The organism is Micromonospora sp. NBC_01405, from assembly GCF_045040155.1.
In the GTDB taxonomy this organism is placed as follows: Bacteria; Actinomycetota; Actinomycetes; order Mycobacteriales; family Micromonosporaceae; genus Micromonospora.
In genome coordinates this window covers 689,323-712,593 of record NZ_CP109532.1, presented here as the reverse complement: position 1 = coordinate 712,593, position 23,271 = coordinate 689,323, and the positions used below count along the sequence as shown (strand labels likewise).

Annotated in this window: 19 protein-coding genes; 3 read left to right on the top strand and 16 right to left on the bottom strand. The window is 74.1% G+C overall.

The genetic code is table 11. From position 1 onward, the window contains the following. Window positions 1-27 precede the first annotated feature (27 nt). Together OG559_RS02370 and OG559_RS02365 are read left to right on the top strand one after the other, a co-directional pair. Complete coding sequence (locus OG559_RS02370; protein ID WP_405111837.1) at window positions 28-513, top strand: hypothetical protein; 486 nt, start codon at window positions 28-30, stop codon at window positions 511-513. Beyond that, complete coding sequence (locus tag OG559_RS02365; RefSeq protein ID WP_405111835.1) at window positions 510-1,406, top strand: hypothetical protein; 897 nt, start codon at window positions 510-512, stop codon at window positions 1,404-1,406. The genes OG559_RS02370 and OG559_RS02365 overlap by 4 nt, the downstream gene beginning before the upstream one ends. Before the next feature lie 122 nt (window positions 1,407-1,528). Here OG559_RS02365 and OG559_RS02360 read toward each other — a convergent pair whose 3' ends face one another. Then, window positions 1,529-2,152, bottom strand: a complete 624-nt coding sequence (locus OG559_RS02360) for a TetR/AcrR family transcriptional regulator (protein WP_405111832.1) — start codon at window positions 2,150-2,152, stop codon at window positions 1,529-1,531. A gap of 220 nt (window positions 2,153-2,372) precedes the next feature. Here OG559_RS02360 and OG559_RS02355 point away from each other — a divergent pair, with 220 nt between their 5' ends. Continuing rightward, complete coding sequence (locus tag OG559_RS02355; protein ID WP_405111830.1) at window positions 2,373-5,270, top strand: BTAD domain-containing putative transcriptional regulator; 2,898 nt, start codon at window positions 2,373-2,375, stop codon at window positions 5,268-5,270. Here OG559_RS02355 and OG559_RS02350 read toward each other — a convergent pair. The 15 genes from OG559_RS02350 to OG559_RS02280 form a co-directional block, all read right to left on the bottom strand. Beyond that, on the bottom strand, window positions 5,185-6,363 hold the full coding sequence (locus OG559_RS02350) for an NADase-type glycan-binding domain-containing protein (protein ID WP_405111827.1): 1,179 nt from the start codon (window positions 6,361-6,363) through the stop codon (window positions 5,185-5,187). The two genes, OG559_RS02355 and OG559_RS02350, sit on opposite strands and share 86 nt — an antisense overlap. Beyond that, window positions 6,360-6,884, bottom strand: coding sequence for a phage tail protein (locus OG559_RS02345; protein ID WP_396673110.1), 525 nt, complete (start codon window positions 6,882-6,884; stop codon window positions 6,360-6,362). Before OG559_RS02345 ends, OG559_RS02350 begins: the two co-directional genes overlap by 4 nt. 31 nt (window positions 6,885-6,915) lie before the next feature. After that, window positions 6,916-8,871: a putative baseplate assembly protein gene (locus tag OG559_RS02340; protein ID WP_405111823.1), complete on the bottom strand. Its 1,956-nt coding sequence runs from the start codon at window positions 8,869-8,871 to the stop codon at window positions 6,916-6,918. Then, window positions 8,871-9,281 (bottom strand): GPW/gp25 family protein, encoded by a 411-nt coding sequence (locus tag OG559_RS02335; RefSeq protein WP_405111820.1) that lies wholly within the window; start codon window positions 9,279-9,281, stop codon window positions 8,871-8,873. Before OG559_RS02335 ends, OG559_RS02340 begins: the two co-directional genes overlap by 1 nt. Before the next feature lie 5 nt (window positions 9,282-9,286). Then, window positions 9,287-9,568, bottom strand: coding sequence for a PAAR domain-containing protein (locus OG559_RS02330; RefSeq protein WP_405111817.1), 282 nt, complete (start codon window positions 9,566-9,568; stop codon window positions 9,287-9,289). Window positions 9,569-9,594: 26 nt separating this feature from the next. Further along, window positions 9,595-11,436 (bottom strand): VgrG-related protein, encoded by a 1,842-nt coding sequence (locus tag OG559_RS02325; RefSeq protein ID WP_405111815.1) that lies wholly within the window; start codon window positions 11,434-11,436, stop codon window positions 9,595-9,597. After that, entirely contained in the window at window positions 11,420-12,190 is a 771-nt protein-coding gene (locus tag OG559_RS02320) for a LysM peptidoglycan-binding domain-containing protein (RefSeq protein WP_396673106.1), read from the bottom strand. Before OG559_RS02320 ends, OG559_RS02325 begins: the two co-directional genes overlap by 17 nt. A gap of 3 nt (window positions 12,191-12,193) precedes the next feature. Beyond that, on the bottom strand, window positions 12,194-12,631 hold the full coding sequence (locus OG559_RS02315; protein ID WP_350888479.1) for a phage tail protein: 438 nt from the start codon (window positions 12,629-12,631) through the stop codon (window positions 12,194-12,196). Window positions 12,632-12,690: 59 nt separating this feature from the next. Next, window positions 12,691-15,300 (bottom strand): hypothetical protein, encoded by a 2,610-nt coding sequence (locus OG559_RS02310; protein ID WP_405111811.1) that lies wholly within the window; start codon window positions 15,298-15,300, stop codon window positions 12,691-12,693. A gap of 37 nt (window positions 15,301-15,337) precedes the next feature. Beyond that, window positions 15,338-15,496 carry a DUF6760 family protein gene (locus OG559_RS02305; RefSeq protein WP_405111809.1) on the bottom strand — a complete coding sequence of 53 codons (159 nt, stop codon included), beginning with the start codon at window positions 15,494-15,496 and terminating at the stop codon, window positions 15,338-15,340. After that, window positions 15,493-15,942 carry a hypothetical protein gene (locus OG559_RS02300; RefSeq protein WP_405111806.1) on the bottom strand — a complete coding sequence of 150 codons (450 nt, stop codon included), beginning with the start codon at window positions 15,940-15,942 and terminating at the stop codon, window positions 15,493-15,495. Before OG559_RS02300 ends, OG559_RS02305 begins: the two co-directional genes overlap by 4 nt. 4 nt (window positions 15,943-15,946) lie before the next feature. Further along, complete coding sequence (locus tag OG559_RS02295) at window positions 15,947-16,390, bottom strand: phage tail protein (RefSeq protein ID WP_405111804.1); 444 nt, start codon at window positions 16,388-16,390, stop codon at window positions 15,947-15,949. 24 nt (window positions 16,391-16,414) lie between these two features. Then, the gene (locus OG559_RS02290) at window positions 16,415-17,944 is read right to left on the bottom strand and encodes a phage tail sheath family protein (RefSeq protein WP_405111801.1); all 1,530 of its coding nucleotides are present in this window, start codon (window positions 17,942-17,944) and stop codon (window positions 16,415-16,417) included. A gap of 307 nt (window positions 17,945-18,251) precedes the next feature. Continuing rightward, window positions 18,252-18,917 (bottom strand): hypothetical protein, encoded by a 666-nt coding sequence (locus OG559_RS02285; RefSeq protein ID WP_405111799.1) that lies wholly within the window; start codon window positions 18,915-18,917, stop codon window positions 18,252-18,254. 24 nt (window positions 18,918-18,941) lie between these two features. After that, a complete protein-coding gene (locus OG559_RS02280) occupies window positions 18,942-22,796 on the bottom strand; it encodes a hypothetical protein (protein ID WP_405111796.1) in 3,855 nt (1,284 codons plus the stop codon). Window positions 22,797-23,271 lie beyond the last annotated feature (475 nt).

Here is a 23,271-nt window from a genome sequence, read left to right as displayed (position 1 = left end):
AGCGGACGAACGGATCGGTGATGCGCCATGGTGGATTCGACGGCCAGGTCCGAGTCGGGCCTGCTGCGCCTCAGCGATCTCGCCCGGGAGGTGATCGAGGCCGCCGCGCCGGAGGAGGCCGGCCTGCTGCCCGAGGTGACCGCCGCCTGGCTCGCCGGTGACCTCGCTGCCGGGACCGGCCGGCGGGGGCGTCGGCGGGGTGCCGCGATCGGCCTCGGCCTGGACGCGCCGCTGCTGGTCACGGTCGTCTACCCGGTGCTGGCGGCGGCACTCACCCCGCTCCTCGTCCCGGCCGCCGAGCGGGGCTGGCGGCGGTTGTCCGACCGGTGGCGACGCCGCCGCCGGCGCACCGACGTCGTGATCCCCCGCGAACTCGTCGAGCAGGCCGAGGCGGTCCGCGACGCGATCCTGGCCGGCGCACCGGGCGTGGGGGTGTCCCGCCGCCGGGCTGCCGTGCTCGCCGAGGCCGCGTACGCCGCGTTGATCCGGCGGCAGTTCGGCGGTGACCGGTGACCGGGCGTCCCGCCGGCCGGCCGCTGAGCAGGCGTCACGCCCTCCGGCTGGCCGGTGCCGGTCTGACCGGGATGCTCGTCGGATGCGGCGACGACGCCGCGCGGCCCGCCGGGGACGCGACCCTGCCGACCGCCGGGTCCGGCGCGTCGCCGGGCTCCGCCGGCGTCCTGGCCGACCGGCTCGCCGGCTACCGCAGCGCGTTCCGCTTCATCCGGACCAACACCATGGCGTACGACGACGAGGCGGCGTCGGCCAGGGCCACCGTCGCGATGCGGGTCGAGATGGCCGCGTTCCTCGCCTGGGCCCGGGACAACGGCCACCCCGACATCCGCCCGGCCCTGCCCCGGGTCCCCGCCGGCGAGGAGTACCTGCTGGATCCGCTGCTGGGCAACGACGAGAGCCTCGACATCACGCCGCTGTCCGGCGCCCGACAGCCCTTCGGCCGGCTGATCCCCGACGCCGAGACGGTCAAGAGCTACCCGGCCACCCGGCAGGCCGGGTTCGCGCTCACCATGCTGAAGATGGTCCTGTCCCGGGCCGAGTACGCCCGGCTCGTCACCGATTCCCCGTTGGTGCGGGCGGCCGGCGGCAAGAGCATCATCACCATCTACCCGTTCTCCGCGCCGGAGCCGAAGGGCGGCGACTCCTACCTGGTCCTGCTCCCCGGCGTCCGGGACGCCTTCCGGGCGGACCCGGCGCTGCGCTGGCTGGTTGCCAACCCCGGTCAGGCCATGTCCGGGGAGAACCAGCGCCGGCTGGTCGAGGGCGGCGGGACGCTGTACACGACCGAGGGGTACCGGGTCGTGTACATCGACAGCGCCCGGGCCGAGGACGTGCCCGCCCTGGTCGCCGGCGCGCTGTACGAGGCGCTGTGGACGGTGCGGGACGGCTGACCCGGCCCCCTCGGGGGAGTGCGCGTCGGCCGGCGCGGCGCCTGCCCGGCCCGATGCCGTACCGGGGGTCCGGTCGGCGCAGACGCCGGCCCGATCACGTTGTCTGCCAAGGGAGTGGTTGATTACTCGCTTACTGTCAGGGTGACCGCGCGACGGTCGGGTGGGCCGTCGCGCCGGTCAGTGCCCGCAGGCCCGTCGACAAGCGTCCTGGCCCACGGGGCGTCGACCTGCTCGGCGCCCATGGTCACCACCACGCTGCACATCGCACCCTTGGCGAAGAACTCCCGCACCTGCGCCTCGCTGCCGCCGGAGACGCTGCGGGTGTACTCGACCAGGCGGGCGTAGCCCCGCTGGACGGCCCGGCGGATCTCCGGCACCGAGACCGCCGCGCACTGGGCGTGCAGCTGCACCAACAGCAGGTCCTGGTCCCGGATCAGCAGGGTGTAGGCGCCGGCCATGGCGGACAGGACCGCCTCGGGCGAGCTGCCCGGGGCCGCCGCCGCACCCTCGCTGAGGCTCTCCCGGAACCGCTCGAAGCAGCGCTCGGTGACCGCGGCGAACAGCGACTCCTTGTCCGGGAAAAGCCGGTACAGGTACGCCTGGGAGATGCCGGCGCGCTTGGCGACCTCGACGGTGGTGGTGCCGAAGTAGCCCCGGGCCGCGAACGCCCCGATGGCCGTGGAGAGGACGTCCTCCCGCCGCTCCTCGGCGGTGGAGAGCGTCCTGGTGCGCGTGGTCGGAGACACGTGAGTAGGCAACCACACCCTTCGATTGGTGGCAAGCGGTTGCCGGAGGAACGCGCGGGGTCACGACGTGGCACGTCCCAGGGGGTGGCCGGCCCCCTGCCGAAATCCGACCGAGGTATCCGATCACGGGCAGCTACCAGGGCGTATTGATGACTACCATCAGTGGTGTCGCTCAACCCGGGCCGGCTCGACGGCCGTCTACCTCGGGGAGGTGTGCGCGATGCCGACGGAACCCGCCCGCAGCCCTTCGCTGAGCCTCACGCGGTCGAGGCTGATCACCGCCCTGGACGTCCGGCCCCGATCCCTCGGCCTGGTCGTCGCGCCCGCCGGGTCCGGCAAGACCACCCTGCTCGCCCAGTACGCGGCCACCGGTCGTGGGCCCGTGGGCTGGCTGCGCGTCGTGCCGTCCGACGCGGACCCGGCGCGGGCGCTGGAGCGTGTGGAGGCGACGCTGCCCGACGCCGGTGCCGGCCTGCTCGTCGTCGACGACCTGCACCTGGTCGAGGGAACACCCGGGGAGTCCGTGCTGCTGGACCGGGCCCTCACCCTGGTCCGCACGGGCGTCCGGGTGCTGGTCGGCACCCGCCGCATGCCGCCGCTGATCCTGACCCGGCACGAGTTCTCCGACAGCGTCGTCATCGACGCCGAGCAACTACGTTTCCGTACCTGGGAGGTCGAACGGCTGCTGCGCGACATCTACCGGGAGCCGCTGCCGGCCGACGACGTGGCGGCCCTGGCCCGGCGGCTCGGCGGTTGGGCGGCCGGCCTGAAGCTCTACCACCTCTCCACCCGGGGTCAACCGCTGGCCGACCGGCGGCGGGCGGTCGCCTCGTTGGGCGCACGCTCCGCGCTGTCCCGGGACTACCTCACCCGCACGGTGCTCGCGGAGCTCGCCCCCGACCTGCGTCAGTTCCTCGTCCGCACCTGTGTGTTCGAGGTCCTCACCGCCGAGCGCTGCGACCTGCTGCTGGGCGGCGACGCCCAGGCCGCGCTGGAGGAGCTGGAGCGCCGGCAGGCGTTCACCGTCTCACACGACGGCGGCCGGTCCTTCGGGTACCACGAGGTGTTGCGCGCCCACCTGATCGCGGCGCTCGCCGAGGAGCTGGGGGAGACCGCGGCCCGTGCCTGGCACGCCCGCGCCGGCCGGCTGCTCGCCGCGGAGGGCGCGGCGCTGGAGGCGGCCCGGTGCTTCGCCCGCGCCCAGCAGTGGCCCGACGTGCACCGGTTGCTCGACACCGCCGGTAGCGACGTCGCAGTGCGGGGCCTCGACCCCTGGTCGGACCTGCTGCCCACGTGGTTCATCGCCGAGGACCCGTGGCTCGTGCTCGCCGACGCCCGGCACCGCATCAACGAGGGCCAACTGGCGGCGGCGGTGCCGCTGCTGCGCCGGGCCGAGGAGATGTTCGGCAGCGAGCCGGCCCGGTCGCGGTGCCGCTCCCTGCGTGCCGACGTGACGGCCTGGCTGCCGGACGGCCCGCACTGGCGCGGGCACTGGTCCGGCTGGCTGCGGGCCGCCACCCGCCGGCACCCGATGGTTGTCGTCGGCGAGGCGGAGCGGCTGACCGGGGCGGCCGACGTCCTGGTCCGGGCCGGCGCGTTGCTGCTGGCCGGGCACGCCGCCGAGGCGGCGCGCGTCCTGGACCGGCCGACCCCGTCCGAGGCCGGCCTCGTCGGGCTGGCCTGCCGGCTGCTGCGCGCCGCCGTCGCGTCGGCCGGCGGGGACCCGCAGGCACCCGCCGTGGCCGCCGCCGTCGGGCTGGACGCCGACCGGGCCGGCCTGCCCTGGCTGGCCCGCCTCGCCCGGGCCGTGCCCGCGCTGGCCGGCGCGGAAGCCGACCTCAAGGAGGCCGCCGCCGTCGTCGAGGAGTGCGACCGGTTGGGGGACCGCTGGGGCGCCCTGCTCGCGGCCGGCTGCGCCGCGCTGGCGCGCTCCCTGCACGGTGGCCCGGAGGTGGAGGAGGCTGGCCGACTGCTCGACCGGGCCCGGGACGTGGACAGCGGAGTGCTCGCCGCCTGGGTGCAGTCCCTGCTCGCGCTGGCCGCCGTGCGCGCCCGGCTGCCCGACGCCGAGGTCGAGGTGCGCCGGGCGGAGAGCACCGCCCGCGCCGCCGGTGTGCCGGGGGCACGGGTGCTCGCCCTCGCCGCGGGCGTGCCCGCCGGGCCCGGCCGGGCGGTGGGCCTGTCCGCCGTGCACGCCGCCGCCGAGCAGGCCGGGCTGCCCCGGCCGGCGGTCACCGCCTGGGTCACCCCGGAGCGGGGCCCGGCGCCGGCCGCGCCGGACACGGCGCCGCTGACCGTACGCTGCTTCGGCGGCTTCCGGATCTGCCTGGACGGCGAGCCGCTGAACTGGTCGCCGCTGCGCCCCCGGGCCCGGGCCGTGGCCCGGATCCTCGCCATGCACGCGGGCCGGGCCGTGCACCGCGACCGGCTCCTGGACGCGCTCTGGCCGGACACCGATCCGGCCACCGCCACCCGCACCCTGCACGTCGCCCTGTCCAGCCTGCGCCGGTTCCTCGACACCCACCTGCCCGCCGGCGAGGGGGAGAGCCTGCTGCACCGCGACGGCGACGCGTACCTGCTGGCGCTGCCCCCGGGTAGCTGGTGCGACGTCACCGAGTTCCGGCTCGCGCTGGAACGGGCGTCCCGCGCCGGGGCGAGCCGCGACCCGCGCGCGCTCGACGACCTGCGGGTGGCCGTGGCCGCGTACACCGGCGAGCTGTTGCCGGAGGACGGCCCGGCGGAGTGGGTGGTGGCCGAGCGGGAGACGCTGCGGCGGCAGGCCGCGGACGCGGCGGCGCAGCTCGCCGAGGCAGCCCTGGCCGGCGCCGACGCCGATCCGGCGGTCGTGACGGCCGCCCGCTGCGTCGAGATCGACCCGTGCCACGACGCCGGCTGGCGGCTGCTGATCGCGGCGCACGACCGGGCCGGCAACGCCGCCGCGGCCGAGCACGCCCGACGCCGGTACGCGGACGTGCTCGTCTCCCTCGGCCTCGACCCGGCACCCGCGGAGACCACGCCACCGGGGGCGATGGTCAACGTCGACCGAAGAATTCCGCCTCCCCGATCGCCACGGCCGGATCCAGGCCGGGCCCGTACGTCGAGCGGACCACCAGCCTGATCCGCATCACGTTCGACGCCTCGACGGGGAAGTGCTGCTCCCCGGGTTCGTCGCGCAGCTCGATGTCGGTCTTCTTCTGCTTCCCGCCGGCGTCGACGGTGACCACGGTGAGCCCGCGCGGCCGCCCGGCTTCGAGGAACGCCTGTCGCCGCTCGCCGACGCCCGGGGTGATGATGACGGTGAGCAGCCGCACGGGCTCGGTGAAGCGGCCCTCCACCCAGGCGCCGGCGGCCGTGCCGGTCGGCGCCCAGTAGCGGTTGCTCGCCCCGTCGGTGAGCCGGGCCGCGCCGGCCCCCAGCTTCTCCGACGACGCGCTCATTGCCGCCGGGACGAGCGACGCCGGGTCCTCGGTGCGGTCGCGCACCGCCTCCACGGCCCGCCGTGCCAGGGGCGGCCCGGCCACCGCCAGCACGCCGACGAGGCAGAGCCCGAGCACGAGCAGCAGCAGCCGGCGGGCCGCCCCGGCGGCCCGGCGGTCCTTCGGGGCGGAGCGGCGGGGCCCCCGGCGGCGCACCCGGTCCCACATCCGTCGCCACCGGTCCCGCAGCCGCTCCCACCAGGTGGCGCGCTCCGGCTCCGGTGCGACCGGCGCGGTCAGAGTTTCCCCGCAGAACCGGCAGATCCGGCGGCCAGGCGGGTTGATCCGGCCGCAGTGGGGGCAGGTCGGCTCCGGCGGCCGGTGCGCCGGAACGACCGGGTCGACCGGCCTCGGGGCCTCCCGGGTGGTGCTCGGTGACCCGGGCTGTAGTGCTTGGGGTGTGCCGTCGCCCGCGCGGACCGGCTTGTCTCCGCCCGGCTTGTCTCCGCCCGGCTTGTCCCCGCCCGGCTTGTCCCCGGCCGGGGCAGGCTCGGTCGGGTCGGGAGGCCGCCCGACGGGCGGCCCGCCGGCGGTGGAAGGCCCGGGGCCCGGCGGGGCCGGGACGACCGGATCCGTCGGCGCGTCGGCGGGCCGGTCGGTCTCCGGCCGGCCCCGGGTGACGGCGGGCCCGGAGGCGGGCCGCGCGGTGCCCTCGTCCCACAGGTACTCGCCACAGGCGGCGCAGAACTGCCTGCCGTCGGGGTTGGAGGCGCCGCAGTTCGCACAGGTGATCATGACTCGATCTCCAGCGTCAGCCGGACGTGGGCCGGCACGGCGGACGCGACGACCCGGCGCACCAGCGCCTCGTCGGCCGCCCCGACGACCCGGACCCGGACCTCCGGAACCTCGTCCGGCGGCGGCCCGCCCGTCGGCGTCGCCGAACACGTCACCCCGCCGTTGTCGGTGACCTCCACCCGTGCCCCGGTGGCCACCCGCACCGCCAGCTCGACGCCCCGGGCCGTCCCGCGCCACCGGTGCGCCTCCACCGCGTGTCGGACCACCTCCCGGCGCACGTCCGGCGCCCGGTCCCCGTCGACCGGCGCGGCCACCCAGCCGGCCAGCCAGTCCAGGAAGTCCGGCGGGGCCAGGTCCAGGTCGAAGTACGCGTCCAGGCAGTCGAGCGTCAGCAGGACCGGTGCCAGCACCTCGTCCAGCCCGGCGGTGAACCGCTGCGCGAAGTCGTCCTCCAGGTACACCGCGGGCAGCTCCTGCCCGATCGGGTGAGGGCTCGCCAGCCCTGGCACCGCACCCCGCATCATCCCCTCCTGACCTCGACGACGCGCCCGCTCACCCGGTGACCCGCACCTGGTGGGCGTACGAGAAAGCGATGGCGCTGACGTCCAGCTCGATGCGCTGCACCGCCTCGCCGCGTTCCCCGGTGGTCGGATCGGCCCCGAACAACCGGACCTCCTCCACCAGGTCCACCCCGTCGACCCGCTGCAACACGGCGTGCAGCTCGCCCGACTGGATCGGCCGACCGAACGGCCACCCGTCGCCGTCGGGCCCGCCCCGCACCGGGTCGAGGTAGTCGTACAGGGCCCGCAGCGCCCGGCGGCGCAGCTCGGCGGCGGACGTGCTGACCCGTGGCCGGGCGCGGACCCGGGCGACGACCGTCACACCCTGGTAGAACGGCGGCTCCACCAGCACCCGGGCGCCCACGCAGCGGCGCGCGTCGAGGAACGCCTTGATCCGGTCCAGGACCTCGTCGCGGGGCCGCAGCGCGGCGAACCGGGCCGCGTCGTCCTCGGCGTCGCCGTGCTCACCCAGCGCCGGCACCACCAGCACCCGCACCGCCGCCGAGCCGTCACCGGCCGGCACGCACTTCACCCGCAGCATCTCCGGCGCCGCCTCCCGGGCCAACTGCTCGTAGTCCTCGGCGGTGACCGCCCGTTCCCGGGTACGCAGGCTCAGCGGCCCCCGCACCGACGTCTCGGCCAGCGACTCGCCGTCGACGCCGCCGGTGGCCGCCGCCCGGTTGGTCACCGTGGACACGAACGGCACCGGGTCCCGCAGCACACTGAGCGTGCGGGCGGCCACGTTGCCCTGCCGCCCCCCGCCCGTGCGGTAGGCCGGGATCCGGACCACCGCGCCCTTCGGCGGCACCGCCCCGTACCGGCGTACCGTGCCGTCGGCCTGCCGGACGGCCGGGCCGAAGCCGATCTCCCCGGTGGACCGGTCGACGCACACGTGCCGGTCCTGGGGCCCGGAGCCGGCGAAGCTCGCCACCTCCCGCCAGGTCTGCCAGCCCTCGGCGGCGCCCACCTCGATCCCGATCGCGCCGTCGGCGGCCACGATCGGCGCCCGCTGCACCGTGAACCGCTGCCCCGGCACCCCCTCGGACGCGCCCAGGGTCTCCCCGCCGATCAGCTCGGAGTGGCAGGCGCTCACCGTGCCGCCGATGGTGACCGCCTCCGCCCGGCCCAGCCTGGGCGGGGCGTGGAAGAACGGCTGCCCGGCGACGGGCTCGCGCAGCCGGCAGCGCAGCCAGCCGGCGCGGTGGCGGGCCTCCACCGACGCCGCGTGCCGCGCCGGGACGTGCAGCACCACCTCGCCGGCCCGGTTCAGCGCGCCCGTGGTGTCCCGTTCCACCGGGCACTCCTCCCAGCCGCCCTCGGTCCACGCCTCCCACACCAGCGGCGGATTCGTCGGATCCACCCCGCGCCCGGCGACCACCCAGTCCATGGTGAGCAGCACGGCGCTGCCCGGCACCGCCCCGTCCAGGCCGAACAGCACGGCGTCGCCGGCCACCGGCGGGTCCGCGAACGCCGGGATCCGGTCCGCGCCGCCCAGGTCCCCGGTCCGGTCCGTCGCCCGCCCCCCGGCCGGCACGGTCAGCACCCGGACCAGCCGGCACGGCGGCACGGCCAGCTCGTGCAGCGTCTCGAAGGTCACCGGCTCCGCGCTCTCCGCGCGCACGGTCGCCACGTGGGTGCCGGCCGGGACGACGACCGGGGCGTCCCTGGGCGCGGACAACCAGAACGTCACGTCCGTCGACGCCACCGCCGGCGGGAACGGGACGATGCCAAGCAGGTCCAGGAACTTCACGTAGTGCCGGTCCGGCACCCGGTTGAGCCGGTAGAGCAGCTGGTCCACCATGTACGCGAACGTCTCGATCAGGGTCACCCCCGGGTCGGACACGTTGTGGTCGGTCCACTCCGGGCAGCGCCGCTGCACCAGACGCTTCGCGTCGTCCACCAGGTCCTGGAAGCGGCGGTCGTCGAGGTGGGGGGCGGGCAGGGCCATCACTCGGCTCCCGGGTCGTGCGCGGGGATGACGTAGAACGGGAAGACCAGGTTGCGCGGGTCGTTGTCCTGGCGCAGCCGGTACCGGATGTCGATGTAGAGGGTGCCCCGGGCCGCGTCGGCGAAGTCGACCAGCACGTCGTCCAGCTCGACGCGCGGCTCCCACCGCTCCAGCGCCAGCCGCACCTGGTACGCCACCTGGCCGGCCGTGGACGGGTCGGCCGGGGCGAACGCGAGCTCGTGGATCGCGCAGCCGAACTCGGGGCGGCCCGGCCGCTCGCCCGGAGCCGTGCCGAGGATCAGCCGGATGCTCTCCACCACCTCCCGGTCCCCTCGGACCAGGGCGATCCCGCCGGTGGGATCGGTGCGCAGCGGAAACGCCCAACCGGAGCCGACGAAGTCGGTGGCCATCGGCGTCACCCGCCGATCAGCACGGTCGGGCAGCCGGCGAGGATCGGCGCCCCGCAGCCGGTCAGGTCGCCGAGACGGGCGGCGGGCCGGCCGCCGATGAGCACCGTCGGGCAGCCGGGCGGCAGCAGCGGCGACGGGGGGTGCGGCGGGAGGCCCGGGAAGGAACAGGCGTGCATCGTGCCCACGGTGGCGGCGGGCTGCCCACCGATGAGGACGGTGGGCACCCCAGGACCGCCGACCATGCCCGGATGCGCGGTGGGGTCACCGACACGAGCTGCTGGTGGCACGGCGCTCTCCCTTCACTCACGTACCGTCAGTTGATCCGGACGACGCCGCCGCGGACGGTGACCGCGCCGCCGGCGGTCAGCTCCGCGCCGCCCTGCCCGGCGACCTTCACCGTCGCGCCCTCCACGGACGCGCCGGCCGTGCCCTTCACCCGCACCTGCCCCTGACCCTCGATGCCGACGTCGCCCTTCGAGGTGACGGTGACCCGCTGCCCGGCCAGCTCCAGCGGCCCGGAGCCGGCGTCCAGGCTGATCCCGTCCTTGGCGCGCACGCTGACCTTGCCGTCGCTGACGATCTCGACCTGCCGGCCGGTGCGGTCCAGCCGCAGGGTGAACTTCCGGTCCCCGGTGGCCAGCAGGATCCCGTCCGGGCCGCTGCCGGCCTCCAACAGCTCCAGCCGGTGGCCGGTGCGGGAGACCAGGGCCCGCGCCGCGATCCGGCCGCTGCTGCCGTCCACCGGATCGGTGTCCAGCTTCGGCGGCGCGTCGGTGCCGTTGTGCAGCCCGCCGAGGACGTACGCGGCGTCGAGGTTGCCGCCGGTGAACCCGACCAGCACCTCGTCGCCCACCTCCGGCAGCAGCACCGCCCCCCGGCCGGCGCCCGCGCCGGGCTGCACCACCCGCGCCCAGCCGGTGGTGTACCTCTCGTCCAGCCACGGCAGGGTGAGCCGGACCCGGCCCAGCTTCTTCGGGTCCTTCACGTCGCTGACCACCGCCGGGACCAGTCCGTCGCCGGCCCGGTCGGCCGTGGCCGCGCCGGCGGTCAGCCCGTACAGCGAGCGGTCGGAGCGGCCGGAGACGGTGAACGCGGTGGTGTAGCCGGCCTGCTCGCTGAACACGTGCCGGGTGCTGGTCAGCACGTACTTTCCCTGGAACGGCTCGCCGATGTTCGCCAGCGCCACCGCCGCGCCCGCCCGCAGCCGGGCGTTGCCCTTCGCCACGCCCTCGATCTCCGCGCAGCCGCCACCGAGGTCGCCGGCCAGCGCGCCGGCCACCGCCCGGACCGCCGCGTCCGAGCCCAGGGTCGGGTCGGCGACCAGGTACGGCGGGCTGCCCACCTTCTTTCCCAGCTCGGCCGGGTCGGCACCGATGCCGTCCGCGCCCGGCACCTTCGGGATGGCGGTCGCGCTGACCGCCCGCTTCGTCGCCGGGTCCCAGCCCCGGGCGGCCACCTCGGGCACCTGCGCGGTGGCGGTCACCCCGGCGCGCAGCGCGATCAGGTTCCGGTTGACCTCCAGCACCAGCGGATCCTGGGTGGCCCGCGCGGACGGGTCCGGCGCGCCCGCCGGAGGCTCCGGCATCCGCAGGTGCAGCGCGCCGTCGAGCACCATCACCTGCGCGCCGACCAGTGCCGCGAGCCGGTGCAGGAAGACCCAGTCGCTGACGTTGTCCTGGCTGAGCTGCGCCTCCGGCTCGCCGCCGATGCCGGTCACCGGGTCGATCCGGCCCGCCTTGAGCCCGGCCCGCTGCGCCACTTTCCGCACGATGTCCGGCACGCTCATCCCCGGGTACGCGGCCACCCGCCGGCCGCGCAGCAGCCGGTGGGCCAGGTCCAGGCCGCGGACCTCGGTGAACGTGCCGGTGGCGTCCAGCTCGCACTCCACGGCGGTGACCTCGCCGGCGAGCAGCGGCGCGGGGCCGCCCGGATCGGAGGTCTGCACGGTCAGCTTCACCGGGGCACCGATGGTGAAGCCGCCCTTGGCCAGTACCGTCCGGCCCGGGTCCCGGTACCGCAGCACGAACCGGTCGGGCAGGTTGCGGCTGTCGTCGACCGCCGCGTACGTCAGCAGCGCGGCGATCTCCGCGGGCAGCGGGCTGCCGCCCACCTCGACGAGGAGCGCGTTGGCGAACTGCTCATTGGCCACGGGCACCGTCCGTCAGCTCCTCGAGGGCGGGCACCAGCAGGACGGTGCCGGGCCGCAGCCGCATCGGGTCGTCGATGTCGTTGGCCTCGGCGATCTGCCGCCACAGCCCCGCCCGCCCGTACGCGTGGTGGGCCACCGAATGCAGGGTGTCCCCGGCGACCACCACGTGGACGTCCCGGGCCGCGAGCGCCCCCGACGTCGGGTTCTGGCCGGGCTGCTCCCCGGAGATCTCCTCCAGGGTGACCGTGCACAGCGCCCGCACGGGGGTGCCGCCGGGGGTGAACAGGGTGTACTTCGCGTTGACGCTGGCCACGAACGCCGGGAAGCCCACCATCCCGCCCCAGTGGAACACCACCCACGGCGGGGAGCCCTTCTTCTGTTGCCGGCTCGCGTCGGTCGGCACGCAGCAGGCGAACAGCTCCTCCACCCGCTTCACCACCGAGCTGTCCATGGTGCCGGTGGCGTCGAAGAACATCTCCAGGGTCAGCTTGGCCGGGTCCGAGCCGGTGAACTCCGGCACGCCGCTCTTCTTCGCGTTGCGCTGCGCGTCCCGCTTCCACTTGGCGGTCTTCGTCAGCGCCAGCTCCTTCGGGTTGAACTGGAACGGGATCCGGTTCAGCGTCGGGCCCGGAGCCGCGGTGCCACCGTTGCGGGGCGGCTCGTGCAGTTGCAGGTAGGCGTGGGTCAGCTGCGGCGGCGCGCCGCCACCCCGCCCGGCGGGGCTGCCGGCGGCGGTGAAGGTGACCGGGGAGGCGCTCACGGGTCACCCCCCGGTCCCGGGGCCGAAGAAGCCGTGGTGCGCCAGTTCGAGGGTCTCGACGGCCACCTTCGGGCTGTCCGGGCTGAGCTGCGGCCCCGTCCACCTGACGGGGATGACGTCGAGCAGCCCCCACCGGGCGATCACCGTGCCCTCCAGGGTGCGGGCCTCGATGGTGGCGGTCTTGCGGGTGATCCCGTTCGCCATTCCTGAGAACCAGCGCATCAGCTTCGTGCTGTCGGCGGTGACCGGGCGGGACAGCTTGACGTTGGAGAACTTCATCCGGGTCGGCAGCTGCCACACGTGCCCGTTGTTGCCGCCCTCCTCGCGCTGCTCGACGACGACCTCGCAGCCCAGCCCGTCGCAGGTGTTGAACGCGCCGAGATCCTGGTCGTCGATCCTGACGACGAAGGCGATCGCGACGGCGACCTCATCCTTGGCCATTCGTCCCTCCTGGTCCTGCGCGTGTTTCCCCTGGTCCCTGGCGTTGCTCCCGGTCCCCGTCAACCCGGCCCGCCGAGCGCCCCGTGCCGCTCCCGGTCGAGGCGCAGCTCGGTCTTGAGCCGGCGCAGCAGCGGGTCGTACAGCTTCTTCAGCAGTTCCTCCGGTTCGACCCCGCCGGCCGGCGGGACGCCCGCCGCCGGCCCACCGGCCGCCGCCCCGCCACCATCGGGCGGTGGGGCGGCGGCCGGCGGCGCGGGCGCGTCGACCGGGGGTGGCGGGGCGGCGGCGTCGGCCGGCTCGGCCCGCTGCACGACCGGACCCGACAGCTCACCCATGGAGTACGCGGACAGCGGCGGCCCGGGCGGCGCGGTGTCCCGCCCCTGGGGCCGGCCGACCGTCGGCGTTCCGGGAAGCGCGCCCACCCACCGCTGGACGGGCGGGAGCCCGCCGCCGGCCTCCGCGCCGGTCGAGCCGGCTGCGTCGGTCGATGCCGCCGGGCCCGGCGCGGTGCTCGGGTACGCGGCGGCCGGGGTCGCGTACAGGTCCACGGGGACGGCCCGCTCCGGGTCGGGTGCGTTCGTCCGCCCGCCGCCGGCCGGTGACTCGTCCCGTTGCCAGGTCACCCGCTGCACGGCCGGCCGGTCGGGCGACGACGAGACCGGCCCGGCCCCGGTCAGCAGCGGGGGCGGGCGGTCACCGACGAGCCGGGCGACCACCAGGGGCAGGGGAGGGGGTGCGCTCCCGCCCGCGTCCGCCCCTGCGGGGCCGGCCGGCCCGGCCGCGTCGCCGGTGGGGTCCGCCGTGCCGCCGTCTCCGCCGACGAGGCCAGCGACGCCCGGTCCGCCGTCGGTCTCCCCGCCGGCCGGGGCGCCACCGACCGGGCTCGGTCCGCCGTCGGTGACGGCCTCCCCGCCGGCCGGGACGCCACTGGCCGAGGTCGTTCCGCCGTCGTACGGCGCGACGGTGCCGGTCGGCGTCTTGGTGTGGGGGACCGGTCCGGTGCTGGTCGGTGGCTCCCCGACGTGGGGGCCGGTCGGGGTGGCCGACGTCGCCAGGCGTGCCACCACCGGCAGGTCGGGGCCACCGGAGCCTGCCCGTCCCGCCCCCGGACCGTCGGCCGGATCCACTGCCTGAGCGGCCGCCGCCGGCCCGTCCGCTGAGGAAGAGGTGCCGCCCGAGGGCGTCGACGTGGGCGGCCCGCCCAGCAGCGGGGCCACGCCCGCCCCCGTCGGCCCGTCTCCACCGGCCGTCGTCCCCCCACCGGCCGTCGTCCCCCCACCGGCCGTCGTCCCCCCACCGGGCGGTATGAACGTCTGGACGGGTGCCGGTTCGCCCGTACCCGGGTCCGCCGCGCCGCCGGCCCAACTTGCGGGCGGGGCGTCGCCGCGCGGCGTACCGGCGAGCGGCAGGCCCCCGGCGGGCGGTGGGGGACCGCCGACGGGGTTCTCTCCTCCGTCGGCGGTCCCCGCCTCGGCCTGCGGCCCCACGGGGGAGGGGCCGAGACCGGTGGGGAAGGCTTCCGTGTCGAGCCGGGACACGGTGACGGCACCGGAGCCCACGAGCGTGGTCGAGTCGCCCGCAGGCGTCGCGCCTCCGGCGTCGGCCGATCGACCGGCGGCCCCGGGCTCGGTGACCGGCCCGCTCCCGCCGGCCGGCGACCGCTGGACCAGCGGCGCGGCGGCCATCGACCGTGGGCCGTCCGCCCGGCCCTCTCCGGCGGCGGAGCGTCGTACCTGCTCGGGATCCTGCCCGGGCGTGGAGCGTTGCACCGACGGGGGAGCGGCATCCCCGGTCGGGCGGGGCGGCGGGGGGAGGACGGGGGACACGATCGGCTCGCCCAGCCCGAGCCGGCGGGGTTGCCTCGGGCCGTCCCCGACGAGTCGCTGCACGGGCAGGTCCGGTGCGGACGGCCCGGCACTGCCGGGTGTGCGGGACCCGCCGCTGCCCGGTGTGCGGTGCCCGGCGGCTGCCGCCGCCGACCACGCGTCCGACGCCGGGCCCGGGACGTCACCGCCGAGGGGACCCGTCATATCGGCCGGGGTCGTCGCGTCGGCGTCACCCGTCGCCGGGTCGTCCCGTCCGAGGGTGGGTGCCTCGGGCGAGGCGGCGTCGGGGCGGGGAGCCTCCGGCGTCGGGTCGGCCGGGCGGTCGACGGTCGGCAGGAGCAGCTCCTCCGGCGGCGGGGGCGCGGTCAGCAGCCGGCTGACCGGCGCCGGCTCCACGGGCACCGCCCGGCCCCGGGCCGGCACGGCCAGCGGGTGTTCCGGTGCCGGGGTGGTTCCCGGCGGGCCGGCGGCCTGTCGTTGCAGGGACGGTGCCGGCGGGCGGTTGTCCGCTGACGGCGCCGCGAGCGGCAGCGGCCCGGGGTCGTCGCCGTGCGTCCGGCCGACGGGCTCCGGGACGGACCGGGGCGACTCGCTCACCGGCACGGCCGTCTCGTGCAGCACCCCGGCCGGCTCGGCGGCACCGACGAGGTGACCGAGGGGCGCCAGATACGACGGGTCGCGCCACGCGGCCAGCGATCCGGTGAACGTGTCGGGCAGGTTCAGCCGTGGCTCGTCCGGGATGACCCGCTGGAGCGGCGGGAGGCTCCGCCACGCCGGCGGCCCGCTCCGGGTGGGGGCCGGCGACCCGTCTCCGGGTGGCGCGTCCGCGACGGACCGTTGCACGGTCCCCCGCGATCGCCGACGCCACGGCCACATCGGGTCACCGTCCCTGACTGATGCGGGTGTTGATGCTGGCGATCTCCGCCACGTAGCGCAGCCGCTCGCCGTGTTCGAGGTCGAGGATCTCGTCCAGCGCCCAGTGGAAGTGGTAGGCGACGTACGCGACCTCGGAGTAGATGCGGTCGGCCGCGTACGTCACGATTCCCCCAGGCGCCCACCGGCGAGGTCGACGGCGAAGCGGTGCCGGCACTCCGGGCACACCACACTCGCCCGGGTGTGCCCCTCGCTGTTGATCCGCCGGTACATGTCCTGGAGGAACGCCAGGTCCGAGGCGAACAGGTCCTCCACCACGCCCGGGTGCACGTCCAACACCGTGCCGATCCGGGTGACCACCCGGCTGAGCAGCACCACCGTGAGGTACGGCGGGTTCTCCCGGACCCGGTCGTCGCGCAGCGGCACCAGCTCGTCGCGGGCCGTCGCCAGTCGCATCACCCCGTCCCGGTGCACCGTGCCCGAGCCGTCGACGTAGCCGCGCGGCAGCTCGAACGGGAACTCCGTGCGCAGCGTCTCGCGGCGCGGGGCGACGGCGGGCGGCTCGGCCGGCTCCGGGCCGGGCGGCGGGACCAGGGACGACGTGCGGCGCATGGGGCTACTCGACCTCCATCGACTCGTACGTCACCACGAGCTTCTCGGTGAGCACGCTGGTGTCGCCGGCCTTGAGCGAGCTGATCTCCAGGCTCTTCGCCCACGCGTTGGTGAGCTTGTACCGCTTGATCGGCATGCCCTCGTAGTCGAAGACGATGATCGCGCCGCCCTTGCGGGCGGAGCCCATCTTCCCGAAGCGACAGTCCTTGACCCACCGCTCGAAGCTGTTGTCCGCCGTCAGGCCCCGGGTCAGGGTTACCTCGCCGGCCTTCGGCGCGCCGGGCGCCTTGCGTACGACGAACTTGCCGTCGGCGGTGTTCGACTTGTACTCGATGACGTCCTGCTCCATCTTGAGGCCGCTGACCTCGGTGATCTGGCGGATGATGATGCTGTCCACCTCCAGGCCGAACGAGTGGCCGACGGCGGAGTCGAAATCGGGGAGCGGCACGACTGCCTCCTGACGCTGCGGGGACTACTCGTTGACCAGGCTGGTGCCGCCGGACATCTGCGCCAGCTGGAAGATGACGAACTCGGCGGGCTTGACCGGGGCCACGCCGATCTGGCAGACCACCTGGCCGGCGTCGATGCTCTCGGCGGGGTTGGTCTCCCGGTCGCACTTGACGTAGAACGCCTCGTCGGGGGTGAGCCCGAACAGCGCGCCCCGCCGCCACTCGTTGACCAGGAACGCGCTGATGGTGCGGCGGATGCGGGCCCACAGGGCGTCGTCGTTCGGCTCGAACACCACCCACTGGGTGCCGTTGAGGATCGACTCCTCCAGGTAGTTGAACAGCCGCCGCACGTTGAGGTACCGCCACGCCGGGTCGGACGACAGGGTGCGCGCACCCCACACGAGGATGCCCCGGCCGGGGAACGCGCGGATGCAGTTGACGCCGATCGGGTTGAGCAGCTCCTGCTCCGCGCGGGTCAGCTGGGTCTCCAGGGCGACCGCGCCCCGGATCGTCTCGTTCGCGGGGGCCTTGTGCACCCCCCGCGCGCCGTCGCTGCGCGCCCACACCCCGGCCAGGTGACCCGACGGCGGCATGAACCGGTTGGTGCCGGTCACCGGGTCGAACACCTTGATCCACGGGTAGTAGAGCGTGGCGTACTTCGAGTCGTAGCCGGCCTGGTCGGTGCGCCACTCCTTGACCTGCTGGGGGGACAGCCCCGGCGGCGGGTCCAGGATGGCCATCCGGTCGCCCATCAGCTCACAGTGGGCGATCACCGCGGACTGCACGGTCTTCACCGACTCCAGGTCGATCGCGCCACGCTGGTAGGCACCCATCAGGTCGGGCACCGCGACCATGGTCACCTCGTCGACCGCCTCCAGGCCGCCGAACCCGGTCCGCTCCGCCGCGTCGCCCACGTACTCGTCTGCGGAGACGGTCTCGGGCGCGGCGGTCGGCCCCGGGCCGATCAGCTCCACCTCGCCGCCGGTGGGCCGGGCGAGCTGGCCGGTGGGCGCCGCCTCCTCGATCGTGATCAGCTTGGACTTCTCGCGGACGACGGTCACCACGTTGTCCTTGCTGCGCTTGGTGGTTACCGACTCGAACGTCTCGACCACCTGACCGCCGCGCTTGACGACGAGGTTGAACCGGTCCTCGCCCGCGCCCTCCGGCGGGTCGGCGACCTCGACCGAGAGGTCGTCCGGGACGCCCTCGGGCAGGGCGCGGGCCACCACCCGGTACGTGCCGAGGATCGCGGTCGGCTCGGGCGCCGCAGGCAGGGCCTCGTCGCTGGCCCGGTCGCCGCCGACCCGCACGATGTACGCGGCCCCGCCGCCCTGCATGAAGTACCCGTACACGGCGTGGCCGAGGTAGCAGTCCGGGGCGAACTCGCCGAAGATCTGCGAGTACTGGCTCCAGTTCGTCACCAGGGTCGGGGTGTTGAACGGCCCCTGCGCGGCGAAGCCGACGAACGCGGCGACCGCCGTGCCGACGCCCTCGATCGGGCGGGAGCCGGCCACCTCCTCGACGTACACGCCCGGCGCCAGGTAGTTGGGCATCCCGCCTCCTCGTCCCTCGGTCGGGTCGAGCGTCCCGCGTACGTGCGGGGCTTCACACGTCCGCCGGGCCGCTTGATCGGGAACCGTTCGCTGCCCGTTCAGGCACTGGCCGAAGGAAGGGCACCTTGTGGACGTCTTCTGTCGTAGAAGGGCCCCTTGTCGACCGCCGTGGGAGGCAATCGGCCCGCACGGCCCCGGGCGGCCGTCCGGCAGCCGGCAGCGGTCGGAAGTGGCTGCTGGTGCCACTTGCTGACAGATCCCAAGGCGTAGGCGGCGGCGGGGGTTCAGACGACCTGGGGCCGCTTGTTCACATCTGGTCGCGGCGGGCGAAGAGTTCGTACACGCCGTCGGGGTTCTCCGCCAGGAGTCGTTCGAGCTCGTCCTCGGTGACCACCGGGTGGCCGAACTCGGGCAGCCGCGTGTGCCGTAGCCCCGGGCTGTTGAGACGAAGTTTGCCGGCCTTGCGGTAGCAGCAGAACGGTAGCCCGGCGTCTCGCATCCGCGCGGTGAGTTCCCATTCCCGCCGTTCGGAGCAGGTGACCCGCACGCCCCGTCGCCGGAGCTCGGGAATGATTCGTTCGTACGACTCGACGGAGAGCGGATTGCCGTCGGTGTTCACGTTCTGCGCGTCGGGCAGTTCCAGCAGGGGACTCAGGTCCTCCACGAGGTTCCTCGACACGTCGATCTGCAACAGCGGTAGACGCTCGATGCCAACGAGGGACACCAGGCCGCTGTTGTTGACAACCAGTGCGGCCAGCCCGCTGAGGTCCGCCAGCGGAGCGACCTCCACCGGATCGCAGCCACTAATGATCAACATTTCTAGCGATCGACAGTTGGCAATCATATTCAGGCTTCGGGCGTGAGTGACGTGCAGCTCGGTAATCTGCTCCCATTCGGCGGCCGTCAGCGGGGGGGCGTGCCCGGCGGCCTGCTCCAGCGCCTCGGCAACGGCGGGGTCGAGAGGATGAGCCATGGGGCTGCTTACTCCCTTCCAGCGTCACGTGACCTTCAGGGCGGCGCGGGCGCGGGTGAAGTCCAGGCGTACCCGGTTGAAGTTCACAGACTGCAGAGCCGCGAGTTTGGAGATGGTCAGCCCGGATTCGTGGCTGATCTCGATTGTCTCTTGCGCGGTGCCCTCGCCCTTGATCGTTACCACTTTGTATACCGCGTCGATGGGAAGACCGTGGAGTGACGGGTTCACGTCAGCCAGGTCACCATCCCACATGAGGTCACCACTGTCGAGTTTGTCGAGCAGTCTGTCGAGGAATTCCGCCGGTGCGGCGGTCGGGTTCCCCGCGACGAAATCGTCGAAATAGGCGCGGAGATCCTTGTGCCATTTGCCGTCCTTGCCGTTGAACATCGGATTGCCGGCCCTCGTGAAGCCGCCCACGTGCGCCTGGATGCCCTCCTTGCCGACCTCCGCGGCGTCCGGCGCCAGGCTCACCTGCCAGACCACGTGGCTGGTGAACGAGCGGAGCGCATGCTGCAGGGTGATCCAGTCCTGGGCGATCTGCGCCCCACGCGCGGCCTCGGAGCTCCGGCCCACCGCCACCTCCAACACCCGTGCAATGTAGTTCGTCGGGATCCACTCGTGCTTGCCCGAGTCGGCGAGCCGGAACTGGTTCTTGATCCAGTTCTTCGAGTTGCTGTCCTCGTCCCAGAGCTGCTTGAACTTAACGAAGCCGATGCCGTTGGACTGACCGCCGCCGCCGACGACACGGAGGAAGTCGATGATCCCACCGCAGTCGCCAACCGCCTTGACGAGATCGACGTTCGCGTCCTTGCTGCCGGCCGGCAGCGGATCGAATTCCCCGTACGGGTCCTCGGCGGAATCGAACGCCATGTTCGCGTACTGCGCGGCGTCGGGGTGCGAGTTCGCGTGGGCGATCACGGCCGGTCGAAGCGCGCCCTCGGCGTGCTTTCCGAGGGTCTCGACCAGTTCGCCGCGGGTGCCGCTGCCCTTCTTGAAGACCTCACCGTCCCACGCGTTGGCTGACTGCGGGTCGGTGCGTCGCCCGGCGAAGAACTTGCCGTAGACCTGCTGCTGGAACGGGGACTGGCTGAGCTTTGCCTGCCCGGTGCCGTGTGTGTTCTGGAGAATCGCCGGTCCGTCCCACAGCCGCGTCTTCTCCAGTTGGCGTTTCCACCAGTACGCCAGCACCTTGTCGACGAAGAGGCCGCCGTGGTGCAAGAGCTTGGCGTTGACCAGCTTCTTGCGGTTGTCCTCCCGTTCGTTGCCACCCTGCCCGGTTCCGGGGCCCGCCGGAATGGCGGTGGTCGCCGTGCTCGTCCGCTGTACTGTTCCTTCGGCGTGGGCGTAGGTGAAGTTGTCGTCACGTGACTCGACGACAAGTCGCATGCTCGCCAGCCGGTACCGCTTCTGGATGCCGGGCAGGCCGTCCTCGACCTGGTGCACCGAGTTGCCTCTGCGCAGGAGCCCGTACGCGGCCCGCAGTCCACCTCGGAGGTCGCCCGGCTGCTTGCTGCGGGCCTCCCGCTTCGCTTTGGCGCGGGCCTTGAGCCGCGCCCACAGCTTCTTGCCGATCGCGGCGACCTTGTCGGCGACCCAACCCACGGCCTTCATGACGGGCGCGGCGAGGCCCTTGAAGAACTTCTGGACCCGCTGCGCGATCCCGCCGACGCCGAGCACCGCCGCGAGCACCCCGATGAGCACCGGCACCGACCGCGCGAGGGCCTTCTCGATCAGCGCGGGCACCCCGCCCGTCCCGCCGCCCGCGATCGCGATGATCGCGTCGAGGACGGAGTTGACGAACTCCAGGATCTGCGCGCCCTGGGTCACGATGAACGTGACGAAGTCGATGATCATCTTGACCGCGCGGACGAACGCCGACGCGGGGTTGAGCAGCGAGATGATCCAGGTGATGCCGGCCATCAGCACGGTCGGGATCAGGTACTCGCTGATCTTCGAGAACAGGTTGGCCTTGAGGTCGCCGACCTTGTCCTGGATCTCCTCCCACAGGCCGCCGAGCCCCTGGGCCTGCACCTTCTGGACGATGGGCACGGCCTTCTCGACCGCGCCCATCGCCGGCTCGGGCACCCCGCGCTTGATGATCAGGCCCCGGATGGACGCCCAGGTCAGCCCGAGCAGGGAGCCGACCATGAGGACGATGCCGCGCAGGTCGAACTTCGCCGGCAGCTCCAGCCCCGCGCCGGCCATCGCCCCGGTGAGCCAGCCGACGAGGCCCTTCTTCAGGTGCTCGCCGATGTTGGCCATGAACTGCTTCAGGCCCGCCCCGACCGCGCTGACCAGGTTGCCGAGGAAGCCGATCGGGTCCTTGATGATCGCCATGACCGCCTGCGCGGCCTTGGCGAGGACGCCCATCAGCATGTCCTTGAGCTGCATGATCGTCTTGATGACCCCGGCGACCGCGTCGACGGCCTTGGCGACGAGGCCCTTGTTCTTCTCCTTCTCGGCCGCGATCTCCTCGTCGACCGACTTGAGCGCCTCGTTGTACTTCGACGCCAATGTCTGCACCAGCTCGGTGCCCTTGTTGTTCACCGACTCGGTCAGCTCGTCGAACTTCCCGGCGAACTCGCCGGCGGCCTCCTTGCCGATGGCCTGCAACTCCGGCGCGAGACCCTTCACCGCCGCCTGCAACTCGGTGCGGCCGGTGGCGATGCGCTGCTTGGCCCGGGTCAGCTCCGCGCCGATCACGTCGGCCACGCCGGAGATGACCTGCTGCATCCGGTCGACGTAGCCCTTGCGGGCGGTGACGAAGATCTGGTTGGCCTCGTCGGGCAGCCCGGCGAACTTGTCCTTGATCCACCGGCCCTTGCCGAGCAGCCCCGAGTAACGCTTGTCCTTGTAGGCGTCCATCAGCCGGGTGTGTTCGGCGGTGAACGCGTCCCGGGCCGCCTTCTCGCCCGTGCTGAACTTCTCGTCGACCTTCTTGTCCAGGCCGGACAGGATCTCCTCGACGTCTTTCTTCGTGGCGTCGAAGACCTTCTGCAACGTCGCGGTGACCTGCGCCCGCTTGACCTCGTCGGCGGACTTCGCCTGCTCCTTGCCTGCCCCGACCGCCTGCCCCGCCTGCTTGCGGTCCCCGGCGAGGGCGGTCATCGCCGTCGCCCCGGCGGCTCCCGCAGCCGCCTTCGCGCCGGTCAGGGTCTGCGCCTCGGCGGCGCGCACCTGGCCCGGGGCGGTGGCCGCGTGCTGCTCGACGGCGTCCTTCTCCTTCAGCGCCCCGGTGAACTCCGGCTCGTTGGACTTCGCGAGCTGCTCCTCGGTGACCTGCGCGTCGGCCATCTGCTGGTCGACCTGCTTCGGCCCGCCGGAGAGGTCCGTCGCCGCCGGCGGCGCCTTGTCCGGTACGGCCTTCGCCGGGTCCGGCGTCCCCGGCGTGGCGGGGGGCTTGTCCACCACCAGGGGCGTGACGGGTTTGTCGACCGCCTGGGACGTGTCCGGCGGGGCCTTGGTCGTGGTCTCGATCGTGTTGGCCGAGGCCTTCTTGCCGTCGGTGACCTGGCCCTGGACCTGTCCCTTGACCGCGTCGGCCTTGCCCGAGTCGCCGAACTTGTCGGCCTCGTCGAGGTTCTTCGGCGCCTGCGCCGCGATCGCCTCGTTGACCGCGCGCACGAACGCGGCCTTGTCGAACTCGCGGGGCTTGGCGGCGTTCATCTTCTCCGCGTTCGCCGCCTTGCCCTGGGCCTCCCTGTCGTCCTGCGGCGCCTTCGCCGCGCCCTGCGCCTTCGACGCCTCCGACGCTGCCGGTGGGTGCGCGCCGAGCACCTGCTGCTTGCCCCGCACGTCCGCCTTCAGCGCGGCGAACTTCGGGTCGGCCTGCGGCCCGGGGCGGTGGACGGGACCGGCGTCGGTCGCCAGCCGCTGCACCGGTACGTGGACCGACGGGTCGACAACCTCCGGACCGGCACCACCGGTTGCCGGAGCCGTCGTCGGCTGGACCGTTGCCGAGGAGGAGGACGATGCCGAACCCGTCTTCGATGCCCTGCCGCCGGAAGTCGATCGGGCGGTGGTCGGCGATCGACGCGCGGTCGATCCAGCCGCCCTGCGCTGTGCCACCAGGGCGGACACGGCCCGGTTGCCGGCTGCCCCCTGCAACCGCTGAGCCACGGCCGGGCTCAAGGGGCGGGCCCCAGGGCCTCGGTGTGCTGGGGTCGTGGTGTCCGAGTCGTCAGCCGGCCGGGTCGGTGCAGGCGCTGCCGGGCGTGCCGGAGCGCGTTCCGCACCTCGCTCCTCGGCCGGCGCCTTCACGCTGTACCTCCCGGGCCGGGCACGCCACCGTCAGTTCACCGTGGAAACGAGCGTCCGATACCCGGAGTCACTGGTCACTGACCGTGCGGCCTCT